A 14,766-nucleotide genomic window follows, 5' to 3' on the forward strand; every position below is an offset into this window, starting at 1 on the left:
GTGGACGGGCCGATCTGTGCACAGGTAGCGAGCAGAGTGTATGCATGTAGGACGTCGCTGCGCGAGAACGGTTTTCGTTGGGCGCGCACAACCGTGAACTTCCTCGGACGTCTTGACGGCCTCCATGCAGGTCTGAGACTGTCCTCACACAAACCTGTATACAGACTGGAGCGTCAAAGCGATGAGGTTGGTCACGTACGAGCGAGATGCCGCGTGGCGCGCGGGGCTTCTGGTCGAGGGGAACGTGGTCGACCTTGCCGATGCCGCGACAGAGTCTGGGCTGGCGGAGGGGCTGGCGAACCCGTGGGTCTCCGTGCGAAGTGTCCTTGAGTCGGTGTCCGCCGCCGACTTGAACGTGGTGCAAGCGCAGGCCATGCGACAAGGGGTCGACGGCAGGGTGGTTCCGGCGGAGGCCGTCCGGTGGGGCCCGCCGATTCCGGACCCCGACAAGATCATCTGCATTGGCCTGAACTACCCGCGGCACGTCGCCGAGGTGGGCCTCAAGGCGCCCGGCTTCCCGGAGATCTTCCCCAAGTACCGCAACGCACTGATCGGCTCGAACGAGCGGATCGTGCCACCCGCAAGGACGACACAGCTCGACTACGAGGGAGAGTTGGCCGTCGTTATCGGGCGGCGATGCAAGGACGTCCCGCAGGAAGAGGCATTGGAGCGGGTCGCCGGCTACATGGTCTTCAATGACGTGAGCGCCCGGGACCTCCAGTTGCGAGGAAGCCAGTGGCTGCCGGGCAAGAGCTGTGACTCATTCGCGCCGTGCGGCCCCGCTCTGGTGACCGTTGACGAAGTTCAGGACCTCGCCCAGTCGCACATCGTGACACGGGTCAACGGGGACACCGTGCAGAAGGCGCGGATCGGGGACATGACGTTCTCCATCGCGGAGATCATCGCCGAGGTCAGCACGCTGATGACCCTCGAGGTCGGGGACATCATCGCGACCGGGACCCCGCACGGTGTCGGCATGTCGTTCGACCCGCCCAGATGGCTGCAGGCAGGGGATGAAGTGGCCGTCGAGATCGACGGAGTCGGCCGGCTGGTGAACACGGTGGCCGCCGTGGGCGGCCCTCAGGGTGAGGACGAGCGCCGATGAGCAGTCCATTCGACCTGGCAGGTTCCAGTCTGGCCGTTGACGGGCTTGAAGGTCCCGAACAGATCCGGGCGATCCTCCGCGAACTGATCTTCTCCGGGCAGCTCGCCGCCGGTACACCGCTGTCGCAAGTCCAGCTCGCCGAGCAGTTGCAGGTGAGCCGCACCCCGCTCCGGGAAGCGCTGCGGATGCTCGAGGCAGAGGGGCTGGTCGAGTCCGAGCGTAATCGCCGGATGCGCGTCGCGTCGCTTTCGGTGACCGATCTCGAGCACTCCTATGCCGGCCGCATCGTGCTGGAGGCGTTCGGTGTGCGCCTGACCGTGCCCCATCTCGACGCGGAGCGGATCGCCGCGCTGCGAGTGTGCCTTGTGGAGATGGACGAGTGCGCGGAGCGCGGTGACTTCGATGGATGGGAGATTCCCCATCAGCGATTCCATGACGGACTGATCGAGGAGGCGGGCGCGCAACTCGTGCGCCACATCGATCAGCTGCAGTCTCATGGACGGCGGTTCAGGAGCCTGTACGTCACTCGCCGCCCTGGCGAGGCCTGGACCCGGTCGGCTGTGGAGCACGAAGAGATCCTGAACGCGTGCCAGAGCGGGAACGCCCAGGCCGCCAGCGAGCGCATGGCCAGGCACCTGGCGCAGACCGCGCTCACCATGGTCGCCGCGACCGATCCCGGACACGACCCCGTGGCGATCAGGACGGCGCTGAAGACCGTCTGCCCGCCCGACCTGTCCGCAAGCCGCTAGTCCACGCTTCGACTCTCAGATGGGAGCCCGCTCATGAACGTGTCCACGAGGGTGCAGGACGTCAAGTTCAAGCCCCGCCGGATCGGGCACGGAAACTTCTTCGTCAGCGACCTGGAACGCTCCATGGACTACTACGAGCGCGTCTTCGGCCTCCAGGTCGTCTTCCGTGAGCCCGGCATCGGCGCGGGTTTCCTGAGCAATGGCAACAGCCATCACGACGTCGGCCTCATCGAAATTCCGAAGAAGACGCTGATCGGCCGTGACGGCCAAGTGCAGGTTCCCGTGAAGGAAGAGCGTAAGCCGGGGCTCAACCATATCGGCCTGGAGATGGAGAGTGAGGCGCACCTCGTCGCTGCGTACGAGCGGGCCATGGCCGCCGGTGCGCCCGTTCACCGGACGGTGGACCACACGATCGCCTACAGCGTCTACATGTTCGATCCCGACGGCTACTACCTCGAGTTCTATGCCGATTCGCAGGACGACTGGCGCGCCATCATGGAAGAGAAGAGCGAGCAGTTGCTGACGGGCGACTGGACGCCCGATCCCGCGGTCGCCTCGGACGTTCCCAAATACGTCGTCGAGACCGACCGCCGGACCGTTGAAGGCGCACCATTGCAACCCCATCGGGCTGCGCGTGCCTCCCTTTTCGTCAAGGACCTGGCCACGTCCATCGACTTCTACACCGGCATCGTCGGGTTGACGCTCGTCGCCGGCTCGGCCGAGGACGGCTACGCGGTCTTCGCCGGGACGGTCGGTTCCTGGGACCTGGGGCTCTTCCAGATCGAGGAAGGTGCGGCCACTCCCCGGATGCACCATTTCGGCTTCGAGTTGAGCGGTCCCATCGAGCTGGAGACCGCCATGGAAAGACTGCGCGAGGCCGGCGCCCGGGTCGAGGGCCAGATCGTCCACGCCACCAAGCAGAGCGTGTGCGTCAGGGACCCCGACGGAATCCTGTTCGAATTTTACTTCCAGCAGTCGCGAGACGCCGCGGGACTGCAGAACCCGCCGAATGATCCGGCCTTTCTGGTCTGAGGACCGGCGACGCGTACTTCCTCAGGGGTGTGCACCCATATGGACGTCGTACGCGGCGGACACAAGCAAGAGGAGAACGGCATGAAGCTGCGTCCAACGAGAAGAGCAACGATCGCCGTGGCCGCTGCCACGACAATCGCCCTGGGGATGACGGGCTGCGGCGAGGGCGCCTCGAGCGACGGTGCGGAGAGCATCAAGGTGGGGCTCGTCGCCGCCCTGAGCGGCCCCGCGGCGGCTTTCGGGGGACCGCAGAACGCGTCCATGGCGGCGGCCGTCGAGCGCATCAACGCCTCCGGCGGAGTCAAGGTCGACGGAAAGACGTACAAGTTCGAATTCAAGAGCTACGACCACGCCTATGACCCCACCAAGGCGGTGACGGCCGCCAACCAGGCGATCACCAAGGACGGCGTCTCCTTCCTCCAAGTGGACGGCGGCTCGATCGTTCCCGCCGTGCAACCGGTCGCGGAGAAGCGCGACGTCATGGTGATGGCGCTGGCCGGCGGTGACCAGTACCTCGGCAAGGACCACCCGACCACATTCCGGCTCTACTACGACATCTCCCGGTCCTTCGGAGCCTCGCTCTCCTACCTGAAGTCGAAGGATGCGAAGGTGCAGAAGGTGCTCGGGATCTTCACCGACGATGAGGTCGGACGGATCATCGCCAAGCAGAGCGACGGGATCACGAAGTCACTGGGCGCCACGCCTTCGAGCGTCTTCATCTCCCGCGACGCAACGGACTTCGCGCCGGTGCTGAACCAGGTGCTGCCAAAGAGCCCCGACGTCATCCAGTTCGGTGGCACGCCTCCGTCCCAGTACGCCGGGATCGTAAAGACGGCGCGCCAGCTCGGGTACAAGGGGGACTTCGTCTTCCCCGACACCGTCTACCTGCCGGCCGTCGTCGAGGCCGCCGGGAAGGAGGGCGTCGAGGGGAGCGTGTCGTCGCCGTTCTTCGGAGCCTTCACCAGCGAGGAAGGCAAGTACTGGACCGACAACATCTCGAAGCACAAGGGCGGTGACCCCTCGCAGGGGTGGAGCGCTCTGGCCTACGACAACCTCTTCCTGCTGAAGGCGGCCATCGAGAAGGCGGGCACCCTCGACACCAAGAAGGTCAGTGCGGCCATGCAAGAGGTCAGCTTCGACGGCGCGGTGGGCGAGGTCCGGTACGGGGGCAAGGACAAGTACGGCCTGAACCAGGTCATCGAGATGGACTTCCCGGTGGCCGAGATCCAGAAGGACGGCACCCTCAAGCAGGTCACGGTGGTGCCGGCGGCGGAGGCGAACCGCTGGTGAACCCCTCCATCGCCTCGTTCCTCCAGATGCTCTTCAACGGGCTGTCTCTCGGAGCGACGCTGGCTCTCATCGCGGTGGGCCTGACGATGGTCTTCGGGGTCCTCCACGTGGTGAACTTCGCGCACGGCGTGCTGTTCATGTTCGGTGCCTACACCACCTACTTCGTGGTCGAGGTCCTGGAGCAGAGCTACTTCGCGGCGCTGGTGGCGGCGACGGTGACCGTCGCGGCCATCAGCGCGGCGCTGGCCGCCACCGTCTTCCGGAGGTTCCAGGGCCTGCTGCTCGAGGGCGCGATCGCCGGCATCCTGCTGGCGCTGCTGCTGGAGAACCTGGCGCTGGTCTGGTTCGGGGCTTCGCCGAAGAATGTCGCGGGCCCGTTCACCACCGTGGTGGCGCTCGGCGGCGTTTACCTCGAAGCCCAGCGCATTCTGATCATCGCGATCGCGGTCGTGCTGGTGACGGCACTGCACCTGTTCGTGACCCGGACCCGGCACGGACGGGCCCTGCGGGCGACGCAGCAGGATCCCTTCGCGGCGCGACTGCAGGGGATCGCCGTCCGCCGGGTGATGATCATGACGTTCGCGATCGGCGGTGCGCTCGCCGGAGCCGCCGGCGCCCTGGTGGCGCCGCAGCAGGTGCTCCTGCCCTCGATGGGGCAGCCGCCCCTGCTGCTGGCCTTCGTGATCGTCATCGTCGCCGGCATGGGCAGTGTCAAGGGAAGCCTCATCGTCGCCGTGGCGATCGGACTGCTGCAGAGCGCGATCTCGACGTACTGGGTCCCTGAAGCGGCCGTGTGGAGCAGCTTCGCCGTCGCGCTCTGCTTCCTGGCCCTGCGACCCCGGGGGGTGTTCGGAAATGCCTGACAGCGTTCGGGCCGGCCGGCCCGCAGGCCTGCGGCAATGGGGCAGGATCAGCGCCGCCCTGGGCCTTCTCGCGGGTGCCGCCTTCGGCCTGGCGGCGGGTGAGTACTACCTCAACGTCGCCGTCCTCGCGTTCCTGTCGTTGATCATGGCCGTCAGTCTCAGGCTTCTCATGCTGGCCGGCGAGGCAGCCCTGTGCCATGGCGCGTTCTACGCCTTCGGCGCCTACACCACCGGCATCCTGACCACGCAGCACGGCATGCCGTTCTGGTTCACCGTTCCTCTCGGCGGCCTCGTGGCGGCGGTCGGCGCCCTGATCATCGGGGTGTCGAGCTTCCGGACCAGCGGCTCCTACTTCCTGCTCATGACGTTCGGTTTCCTGATCGTCGCGTCGTCGATCATCGAGTCCTGGACGGGGCTCACCGGCGGCTTCTCGGGCATCGTCGGCATCTCGTCCCCAGCTGGAGTCGACTCGCTCGCCAGCTGGTACTGGGTCACGTTCGCGCTCGCCGCCCTCGTCTTCGCGGTCTTCCTCTTCATCGAGTCGTCCCGCTGGGGGCTCGGGCTCAAGGCGCTCGGCCAGTCACGGGAACTCGCCCAGTCGATCGGCATCTCGCCCTTCCCGAACATGCTGGTCGCCTTCGCGGTCGGCGCCCTCTTCGCGGGTGTCGCGGGCTCCTTCTACGCCGGCTACGTGTCCTTCATCGCGCCGTCCAGCTTCTCGTTCTGGCTGTCGGTCTACGTGCTGATGTACGTGATCATCGGAGGATCCCGGTACCTCGTCGGCACGCTGGTCGGAACGTTCGTGCTCGCCGTGATCCCGGTATTGGCGAACTGGTCCGAGGAATATGTCGCCATCTTCACGGCCGCCGCGACGCTGGCCATTCTCATGGCGGTCCCGACCGGGATCGTCACCACGCTCGGGCGCCGATTCGGCGTCCGGACGGCGGCGGTGACGCTCCACGACCGTGTCCAGCCGGACGTCCGCCCGCGTCCCGAGGACATTCCAACGGGCGTTCACAAGGCGGCTCACAAGCTCGCGCAGGAGGCGCCTGCCCGTGGCGGGGAGCCTCCGGAAGGCCAGGTCCTGCGGCTGTCTGGCGTGTCGAAGAGCTTCGGTGGCCTGCAGGCCCTTGATGACGTCTCGTTCAGTGTCCTGCCGGGTGAGACGCTGGGCATCATCGGCCCGAACGGCGCCGGTAAGACCACCCTGTTCAACCTGATCAGTGGCTTCGACGCCCCGTCGGAAGGCACGATCGCGCTCGGTGAACGCCGTCTCAATGGGCTCGGGCCCGCGAAGATCGTCCGCCACGGACTGACCCGCACCTTCCAGCACTCGAGCGTGTTCGGCGAACTCTCCGTGTTCGAGAACCTGGTGGTCGCCTGCCGGAGCCGGCGCAGCGGGCCGCTGCACCGCCTCCAGCCGGTCAGGCGGGACGGGACGGCCCTGGCCGAAGCCCAGTCGCTGCTCGACCGCTTCGACATGGCGAACTGGGCCGGGACCGCCGCCGATGACCTGCCGTACGGTGCGCGGAAGCGGCTGGGCGTCGCCATCGGCATGGCTACCAGGCCGCGGATGCTGTTCCTGGACGAGCCCATGGCCGGCCTCACCGACCCGGAAGTCCAGGAGATGACCGAACTGCTCCGTGCCCTGGCGCAGTCGGGCGAGACGACGATCGTCCTCATCGAGCACCGGATGAGCGCCGTGACGGACCTCTGCGACCGGCTCGTCGTGCTCGACTTCGGCCGCGTCATCGCGGACGGGACACCGGAGGACGTCACCAGCGATCCACGCGTCGTCGAGGCGTACCTGGGCGGGTCCTTGGAGGGATTCGAACATGTCTGAGGCGATCTCCTTGGAGATGCGGTCGGTATCGGCGGCCTACGGGCCGGTGCAGGCGCTCTCGGGCGTCACGATGGCGCTGCCGTCCGGGTCCACGACGGCGATCATCGGCGCGAACGGCGCGGGGAAGACCACGACGCTGAACGTCATGGCCGGCCTGCACCGGGTCTCGGAGGGAACCGTCGTCATGGACGGGACCGAACAGTCCAGGCGGCGTACCGCCGTGATTCGTCCCGGCGTCGGCTACTCGCCGGAAGGACGCCGCGTGTTCCCGCAGATGAGCGTCGAGGAGAACCTCCTCATCGGTGCCCAGCACGACCGCCGGCGCCGCGACGTCGCCACCCGGCTGCAAGGCGTCTTCGACCGGCTTCCGCTGCTCCACGAGCGCCGGTCCCAGGCCGCCGGGACGCTCAGCGGCGGCCAGCAGCAGATGCTGGCCATCGGACGCGCGCTCATGCGCGACCCGCGGGTGCTGCTCCTCGACGAGCCGACGCTCGGTCTGTCCCCCAAGATGGTCCTGGAGATCGCCGGGCTGATCCGCGGTATCGGAGCCGAAGGCATCACCATCGCGCTGGTAGAGCAGAATGCGCGCGTCGCGCTGGCACTGGCCCAGCACGCCTACATCCTGGAATCCGGCAGGGTCGCGCTGAGCGGGCCGTCCGCGGAGGTGCGGAGCGACCCGCGGATCCAGGAGAGCTACCTGTCGAAGAGCGGCGGGTGAGGGGCTGTGCCCGAACGTACGGACCATTTCTGGTCCTCCACCGCGAACGTGCCCTCACGCACGTACTGGAAGCACATTGACGGTGTCTCGACCCGCATCCTCGAGTTCGGGGAGGCCGGCGCGCCCCCGCTGATCATGGTGCACGGCACCGGCGGGCATGCCGAGGCCTTCGTCCACAACGCGGCCGCGCTGGCCGAGCGCCACCGGGTGATCCTCTACGACCTGCCTGCACACGGCTGGTCCAGCGCCCCCGAACGGGCGTACGAGATCGCCGACTACCTCACCCACCTGGAGGGGATCACCGAGGAACTGGGCATCTCCGACCTGCTGCTCTGCGGCCAGTCCCTCGGCGGCTGGATCGCCGGCCGGTTCGCCGCGCGGAACGGTGCGCGGGTCCGGCGGCTGGTGCTCGTCGGCGCCGGCGGCCTCGACAGCGATGTGTCGAGGATGTGGGCCGTCCGCAAGCAGAGCCTGGACGCGGTCCAGCATGCGACGGAGGCTTCGGTGCGGCGCCGGCTGGAAGCCATCATGGGCCGCCCCGAGCACGCCACCGACGAACTGGTCCACTGCCGCATGGCCATCTACTCGCAGGCCGACGCGGGACAGCGAATGGACTACGCGCTGCGGTTGCAGGACCCCGCCGTGCGGTCCCGGAATCTTCTCAGGCCCGAAGAACTGGGCCGTATCTCCTGCCCGACCCTGGTGTTGAGCGGCGACGCCGACCGGATCGTCCCACCGCGGACCTCGCTCCGGTTGAGCCGGTACATCCCGGATGCGTCGTACGCAGAAATCAGCATGGCGGGGCACTGGCCGCAATTCGAGCAACCGGACGTGTTCAACGAACTCGTGCTGGCGTTCCTGGACACCGACGAACGAACCGAAGAGAAAGAAGCCGAACAATGAGTGAGCTGACCACGTTCTCGCAGGCCGACGGTGTGAGCGCGCCGATCGCTCCCTACTCCCTCCTGGTCCGCAGCGACAATGCGCGCTCCACCTACCACATCGCGGGCCAGTGCGCCGTGAACGCGTCCGGCGAGGTGGTGGGAACGACCATCGAGGAGCAGACCGTCGCGGTCTTCGACAACCTCACCAGGGTCCTGGCCGTGGACGGGCTGAAGTGGTCGAACGTCGTCAAGCTGACCTGTTTCGTCGTGAACCGCGAGGACATTCCGGGATTCAACGCGACCCGGTCGAAGGTGTTCGAGGAGTTCCTGCCGGACGGCCCGTACCCGGCCAACAGCCTCCTCATCGTCTCCGGCCTCGTCTGGCCCGAACTGCTGCTCGAGATCGAAGGGGTGGCGGTTGCCTAACGAACGCCGGGTCCACGTCGTGGACGGACAGCGAGAGGAGGTGGCCCTCATGACCCGGATCGATCCACGGGAACTACGCCAGGTGTTCGGCAAGTTCGCCACCGGCGTGACGGTCGTGACCTACCAGGCCGACGGTGTGCCGCGCGGTGCGACCGTGAACTCCTTCACGTCGGTGTCCCTGCAACCGCCCCTGGCACTGGTCAGCCTGGACCGGCGCTCCAAAGCGTGCGCCAACCTGCACGACCGTCCGTTCGCGATCAACATCCTGAGCGCCGGGCAACGGGACCTGGCGCTGCACTTCGCCGGCGCCCCGCAGTCCTCGGTCAGGGACTCCTTCACCGGAACCGGCGGCCGGGACGAACCTGGGCGAGACGGGCCGCCCGTCCTCCGGGACTGCCTGGCCTACATCGTCTGCGTCCCCTGGGCCGTGCACGAGGCCGGAGACCACCGGCTGTTCATCGGCGAGGTCGTCGACGCGTCCGAGGGCCGGGCGGCCGAGCCGCGGCCCCTCGGCTTCTTCGGCGGCGGATTCTGCCGCGTCGAGAGCGGTGAACGCAGCTGGGCCGCGAGCAACGAACTGATCGCGGCGATGCAACAGAACCTTTCTTTTTCCTGGTAGAAGCACCACAAAGGGGGAGTTCCACAATGACGGAAGAGCAGCGCGACTGGGACGTCACGTCCGAAATCCTGGAGAACCCGGGATCCAAGCCGCCGACCGGAGCGGAATACCTGGAGAGCCTGCGCGACGGACGCGAGGTGTGGTTCCAGGGCGAGAAGGTCGCCGACGTCACCTCCCACATCGCCTTCCGGAACAGCGGCAGGATGATCGCACGGCTCTACGACGCCCTGCACGACACCGAGCGCAACAAGAACCTGATCGTCGCCACCGACACGGGAAGCAACGGCTACACGCACGGATTCTTCCGGGCGCCCTACACGGTCGAGGACCTGCAGCGGGGCGCGGACGCCTGCGAGACCTGGGCGCGGATGACCTACGGCTGGATGGGCCGGACGCCCGACTTCAAAGCCGCCTTCCTCACAACGCTCGGCTCGAACGAGGAGTACTACTCGCCATACCAGGAGAACGCGAAGCGCTGGTACCGGAAGGCGCAGGAACAGGTCACCTTCTTCAACCACGCCATCGTCAACCCCCCGATCGACCGGAACCGCCCGATGGAGGAGGTCCGGGACGCCTACATGCACGTGGAGGAGGAGACCGACGCCGGACTCATCGTCTCGGGCGCGAAGGTCGTCGCGACAGGCTCGGTCCACTCGCAGATGAACTTCATCAGCAACGCGGGACCGCTGCCGGTGCGCGACAAGGCGTTCTCCGGCACTTTCGCGGTTCCGATGAACGCCCGGGGAGTGAAGCTGATCTGCCGCCCTTCCTACGAGTACAACGCCGCCGTCAGCGGCAGCCCGTTCGACAACCCGCTGTCGAGCCGCCTGGACGAGAACGACGCGATCCTCGTGTTCGACAAGGTGCTCGTCCCGTGGGAGGACGTGTTCTGCTACGACGACATCGAGAAGGCGAACTCCTTCTTCATCGGCTCGGGATTCGCGCTGCGCGGCAGGCTGCAGGGATGCGTCCGGCTGGCGGTCAAGCTCGACTTCATCTGCGGGCTGTTCCTCAAGGGCCTGGAGATGACCGGTGCCAAGGACTTCTACGGGGTCCAGGTTCGCATCGGCGAGATGATCACCTACCGCCACCTGTTCTGGACGCTGGCCAGGGCCATGGTCAAGGGCGCCGAGCGCTGGCCCGACGGTTCGGTCGTGCCGAACGCCGAGGCCGGTGAGGTCTTCCGCGTCATGCTCGGCGTGCTGTACCCGCGCGTGCGTGAGATCTTCCAGCAGGACCTAGCCAGCGCACTGATCTACACCAACTCCCACAGCAGCGACTTCGGCTCCGACGAGCTGGCGGGCTACCTCGACAAGTACGCCCGCGGCAGCAACGGAGCGACCGGGGACGAGCGGATGAAGGTCATCAAGCTCATCTGGGACGCCATGGGTTCGGAGTTCGGCAGCCGGCACGAACTGTACGAGCGCAACTACGGCGGGAGCCACGAGATGGTCAAGATGCTGAGCTACAAGGGCGCCCAGGCGACCGGCCAGCTCGACGGCTTCATGTCGATGGTGGACGAGTGCATGTCGGAGTACGACGTCAACGGCTGGACCGCCCCCGACCTCATCGACCCCCGCTGACCACAGAAGCCGTCCGCCGGGGAAATGAAGGAGTTTGAGCATGTCGAACCTGGCGCAAGTCCTCGAAGGCACCGCACAGGAGTTCGGTGACCGCACCGCCATCGTCCACGCCGGTGGCCGGATGACGTACCGGGAGCTGGACGCGGCTGCGAGCCGGGTGGCCGGCCTGCTCGCCGACCGCGGGACGAGGCCGGGTGACAAGATCGCCCTGTCGTGTCCCAACACGCCGTACTTCTCGATCGTGTACTACGGGATCCTGAAGGCCGGTGCGACGGTGGTGCCGCTGAACATCCTGTTGAAACCGGACGAGATCGCCTACCACCTGGCCGATTCGGACTCGCGGGCCTACTTCGCCTTCCGCGGGGACACGGCGCTGCCCCTCGCCGACCACGCGCGGGCGGCCTTCGAGAAGGTGGACGGATGCGCCGAGCTGTTCCTCATGGGAGGAGCCGGCGATGACGGCGTCGGCGGGGGCGAGGATCTCGACACGCTCCTCGCCACCGCAGCACCGCGATTCCCGTCGCTGGAACGCTCCGACGAGGACACCGCCGTGATCCTCTACACCTCCGGCACGACGGGACAACCCAAGGGCGCCGAGCTGAGACACCGGAACATGCGCGACAACGCGCTGGTCAGCAAGGCGCTCTTCCGGGCGGACGCGCAGCGACCGGACGTCTACCTGTGCACCCTGCCGCTGTTCCACTCCTTCGGCCAGACCGTGATCCAGAACGCCGGGTTCGCGTTCGGCGGCACGCTGGTCATGCTGCCGCGGTTCGACGCGCGCGAGGCGCTGACGCTCATGAAACAGCACAGGGTCACCTTCTTCGCCGGTGTGCCCACCATGTACTGGGGCCTACTCGACAAGGCCGCCGATGCACCGGACGCCGACTCCCTGGCCGAACACCTCCGCGTGGCGGCGTCCGGCGGCGCCTCGCTGCCGACCGAGATCCACCGCCGGTTCGAACAGCGCTTCGGGGTGAAGATCCTGGAAGGTTACGGGCTCTCGGAGACCTCTCCGGTGGCCAGCTTCTCCCCTTACGGCGAGGAGCCGCGCGTCGGCTCGATCGGGGTGCCCATCCCCGGAGTCGAGATGAAGCTCATCCGCGACGACTGGACGGAAGTCCCCGGTGGCGAGGACGAGATCGGCGAGATCGCGATCAAGGGCCACAACATCATGAAGGGTTACTACAAGCGCCCAGAGGCCACCACCGAGGTCATGCGCGATGGCTGGTTCCGGAGCGGTGACCTGGCGACCAGGGACGCGGACGGGTTCTACCGGATCGTCGACAGATCCAAGGACATGATCATTCGCGGCGGGTTCAACGTCTACCCGCGCGAGGTCGAGGAAGTCCTCCTGACCCACCCCGCGGTCTCGATGACCGCCGTGATCGGCATCGAGCACCCGTCCCACGGCGAGGAGATCAAGGCGGTGATCGTCAAGAACGGCGGCGATCCCACCACTGAGGCGGAACTCGTCGAGTGGGCCAAGGACATGATGGCCGCCTACAAATACCCCCGGATCGTCGAGTTCGTCGATGCGCTGCCGATGACGTCGACGGGAAAGATCCTCAAGCGCGTGCTCAGCTGACACGCCATCCGAAGCCGCTCGCGCGGCGGCGTCGGAACACCCCGGCCCTGGCCCGAAATGATCAGCGGCAACGCGCCACCTCGGAGGGCCAGGGCTCTATGCAGGATGCCGCCGCATGCACGAGTATCCCGGCGCCGGCCTGCCCGAAACCGTTCAACAGCGTTCCAGAAGGAGCCTCCCCTCCCATGGCCGACACCCGCACCCCCCTGGGCCTGTTCGAGGCCGACTCCCTGATCGGCGAAGAAGACCGTGCGATACGCGACACGGTCCGTCGCTTCGTCGATGAGCGGATCCGGCCCGAGTTGGGGGAGTGGTACGAGTCCGGATCGATCCCCGCCCGTGAATTGGCCCGCGAGTTGGGCGGGCTGGGGGTGCTCGGCATGCACCTGGACGGTTACGGGTGCGCCGGCACTTCCGCCACGGCGTACGGGCTGGCATGCCTGGAGTTGGAGGCCGGCGACTCCGGGCTGCGATCGCTGGTCAGCGTCCAGGGCTCGCTGGCGATGTTCGCCGTTCACCAGTGGGGCTCAGAGGAGCAGAAGCAAGAGTGGCTGCCGCGGATGGCCGCGGGTGAGGCTGTCGGCTGCTTCGGTCTGACGGAGCCGGACTTCGGTTCCAACCCCGCCGGGATGCTCACCCGCGCCACCCGCGCCGGCGGCGACTGGGTGCTGAACGGAAGTAAGATGTGGATCACGAACGGCTCCGTCGCCGATGTAGCCGTCGTGTGGGCCCAGACGGACGACAAGGTGCGCGGCTTCCTGGTCCCAGCGGACACCCCCGGCTTCTCGGCCCCGGAGATCAAGAGGAAGCTGTCCCTGCGCGCCTCGGTGACCAGTGAACTAGTGCTGGACCAGGTCCGGCTTCCCGACTCGGCGATGCTGCCCGAAGCCCGCGGCCTGTCCGGCCCCCTGTCATGCCTGAACGAAGCCCGCTACGGCATCGTGTTCGGCTCGCTCGGTGCCGCCCGCGACTGTCTGGAGACAGCGATCGCCTACGCGCAGGAGCGGGACATCTTCGACCGGAAACTCGCGGCCTACCAGCTGACCCAGGCCAAACTGGCGGACATGGCCCTGGAACTCGGGAAGGGAATGCTGCTCGCTCTGCACCTAGGCCGGCTCAAGGATGCCGGGCGCCTCCAGCCCGAGCAGGTCAGCCTCGGCAAGCTGAACAACGTTCGCGAGGCCATCAAGATCGCCCGGGAGTGCCGCACGATCCTCGCGGCCGCCGGGATCACCCTGGACTACCCGGTGATGCGACACGCGAACAACCTTGAGTCGGTGCTCACCTACGAGGGCACCTCGGAAATCCACCAATTGGTCATCGGCAAGGCTCTGACCGGCCACGCCGCCTTCAAATGAGGGCGGCATGCACGCCGACCCGGACGAAGATGCAAGCGCTTTGAAACCCGCGGTATACCAGCGCCCTTGAGCCCTGTCCCTGCCGAAAACTACATCCGTGCAGGTTGAGAGCTGTGACGGCCGGTGGCGGCACCGCGAACGCCCGACCATGCACCCCGCTGCCTCCGCCGATCACCGACCCCGACCAGATTGCCCCTCTGGACGTGCAAGACGCCAACGCCTCGGCGGAGTCCTCAACGAGTACGAGCATGTGGCGTGACCTGCGCGGATGTAGTTTTCGGCAGGGACAGGGTTCTACGAAGGGGGCCAGCCGCCGTGAGAGGCCCTCGCGGCGCCGATCGGGATGCATCGCAGGTCGCCGGGGCGGACAGCCGGGCGCCGGGACGTGTGAACATCTGGTGGGCCGCCTTGGGCGGATGCCGGTCTTCCTGGTCCCGTGTGAACCGGGCGAGTGCCGCGAGGGGCGGCCGAGTTCGCTAACGAACGGCTAACAAACGATCAAGAGGCCGGTCCTCCGTGTGGAGGAAACGGCCTCTGAGCTGGTCTTTCCTGTCGGGACGGCGGGATTTGAACCCACGACCCCTTGACCCCCAGTCAAGTGCGCTACCAAACTGCGCCACGTCCCGGTGCCCGGGTGAGCGGGCGTGATTACTGTAGCGCAGTCCGCGGGGTCGTGCGTACCGGGTTGTGGGGGCGGTGATCTCTGGT

Annotated in this window: 13 protein-coding genes and 1 tRNA gene; 13 read left to right on the plus strand and 1 reads right to left on the minus strand. The window is 67.1% G+C overall.

The window, feature by feature from the left end:
* The first annotated feature begins 181 nt into the window (after nucleotides 1-181).
* The 13 genes from ABZ806_RS19750 (at nucleotide 182) to ABZ806_RS19810 (ending at nucleotide 14,058) form a co-directional block, all read left to right on the plus strand.
* Nucleotides 182-1,105, plus strand: coding sequence for a fumarylacetoacetate hydrolase family protein (locus ABZ806_RS19750; protein WP_500218766.1), 924 nt, complete (start codon nucleotides 182-184; stop codon nucleotides 1,103-1,105).
* Entirely contained in the window at nucleotides 1,102-1,854 is a 753-nt protein-coding gene (locus ABZ806_RS19755) for a GntR family transcriptional regulator (protein WP_500218767.1), read from the plus strand. Before ABZ806_RS19750 ends, ABZ806_RS19755 begins: the two co-directional genes overlap by 4 nt.
* Before the next feature lie 33 nt (nucleotides 1,855-1,887).
* Complete coding sequence (locus ABZ806_RS19760; protein WP_500218768.1) at nucleotides 1,888-2,886, plus strand: VOC family protein; 999 nt, start codon at nucleotides 1,888-1,890, stop codon at nucleotides 2,884-2,886.
* 81 nt (nucleotides 2,887-2,967) lie between these two features.
* On the plus strand, nucleotides 2,968-4,176 hold the full coding sequence (locus ABZ806_RS19765) for an ABC transporter substrate-binding protein (protein ID WP_500218769.1): 1,209 nt from the start codon (nucleotides 2,968-2,970) through the stop codon (nucleotides 4,174-4,176).
* Entirely contained in the window at nucleotides 4,173-5,039 is an 867-nt protein-coding gene (locus ABZ806_RS19770; protein ID WP_500218770.1) for a branched-chain amino acid ABC transporter permease, read from the plus strand. The genes ABZ806_RS19765 and ABZ806_RS19770 overlap by 4 nt, the downstream gene beginning before the upstream one ends.
* Nucleotides 5,032-6,882 (plus strand): branched-chain amino acid ABC transporter ATP-binding protein/permease, encoded by a 1,851-nt coding sequence (locus ABZ806_RS19775; protein WP_500218771.1) that lies wholly within the window; start codon nucleotides 5,032-5,034, stop codon nucleotides 6,880-6,882. The genes ABZ806_RS19770 and ABZ806_RS19775 overlap by 8 nt, the downstream gene beginning before the upstream one ends.
* Nucleotides 6,875-7,600, plus strand: a complete 726-nt coding sequence (locus ABZ806_RS19780) for an ABC transporter ATP-binding protein (RefSeq protein ID WP_500218772.1) — start codon at nucleotides 6,875-6,877, stop codon at nucleotides 7,598-7,600. Before ABZ806_RS19775 ends, ABZ806_RS19780 begins: the two co-directional genes overlap by 8 nt.
* Before the next feature lie 6 nt (nucleotides 7,601-7,606).
* Entirely contained in the window at nucleotides 7,607-8,503 is an 897-nt protein-coding gene (locus tag ABZ806_RS19785) for an alpha/beta fold hydrolase (protein WP_500218773.1), read from the plus strand.
* On the plus strand, nucleotides 8,500-8,910 hold the full coding sequence (locus tag ABZ806_RS19790; RefSeq protein WP_500218774.1) for a RidA family protein: 411 nt from the start codon (nucleotides 8,500-8,502) through the stop codon (nucleotides 8,908-8,910). The genes ABZ806_RS19785 and ABZ806_RS19790 overlap by 4 nt, the downstream gene beginning before the upstream one ends.
* 49 nt (nucleotides 8,911-8,959) lie before the next feature.
* The gene (locus ABZ806_RS19795) at nucleotides 8,960-9,529 is read left to right on the plus strand and encodes a flavin reductase family protein (RefSeq protein WP_500218775.1); all 570 of its coding nucleotides are present in this window, start codon (nucleotides 8,960-8,962) and stop codon (nucleotides 9,527-9,529) included.
* A gap of 26 nt (nucleotides 9,530-9,555) precedes the next feature.
* Complete coding sequence (locus ABZ806_RS19800) at nucleotides 9,556-11,112, plus strand: 4-hydroxyphenylacetate 3-hydroxylase family protein (RefSeq protein WP_500218776.1); 1,557 nt, start codon at nucleotides 9,556-9,558, stop codon at nucleotides 11,110-11,112.
* A 40-nt stretch (nucleotides 11,113-11,152) separates the two neighbouring features.
* On the plus strand, nucleotides 11,153-12,700 hold the full coding sequence (locus tag ABZ806_RS19805; RefSeq protein ID WP_500218777.1) for a long-chain-fatty-acid--CoA ligase: 1,548 nt from the start codon (nucleotides 11,153-11,155) through the stop codon (nucleotides 12,698-12,700).
* A gap of 185 nt (nucleotides 12,701-12,885) precedes the next feature.
* Entirely contained in the window at nucleotides 12,886-14,058 is a 1,173-nt protein-coding gene (locus ABZ806_RS19810; protein ID WP_500218778.1) for an acyl-CoA dehydrogenase family protein, read from the plus strand.
* 552 nt (nucleotides 14,059-14,610) lie between these two features.
* On the opposite strand, the gene ABZ806_RS19815 is transcribed toward ABZ806_RS19810, so the two are convergent.
* Nucleotides 14,611-14,684, minus strand: a tRNA-Pro gene (locus ABZ806_RS19815).
* Between the last annotated feature and the right edge of the window lie 82 nt (nucleotides 14,685-14,766).

The organism is Spirillospora sp. NPDC047418 (assembly GCF_040643275.1).
Classification (GTDB): Bacteria; Actinomycetota; Actinomycetes; order Streptosporangiales; family Streptosporangiaceae; genus Spirillospora.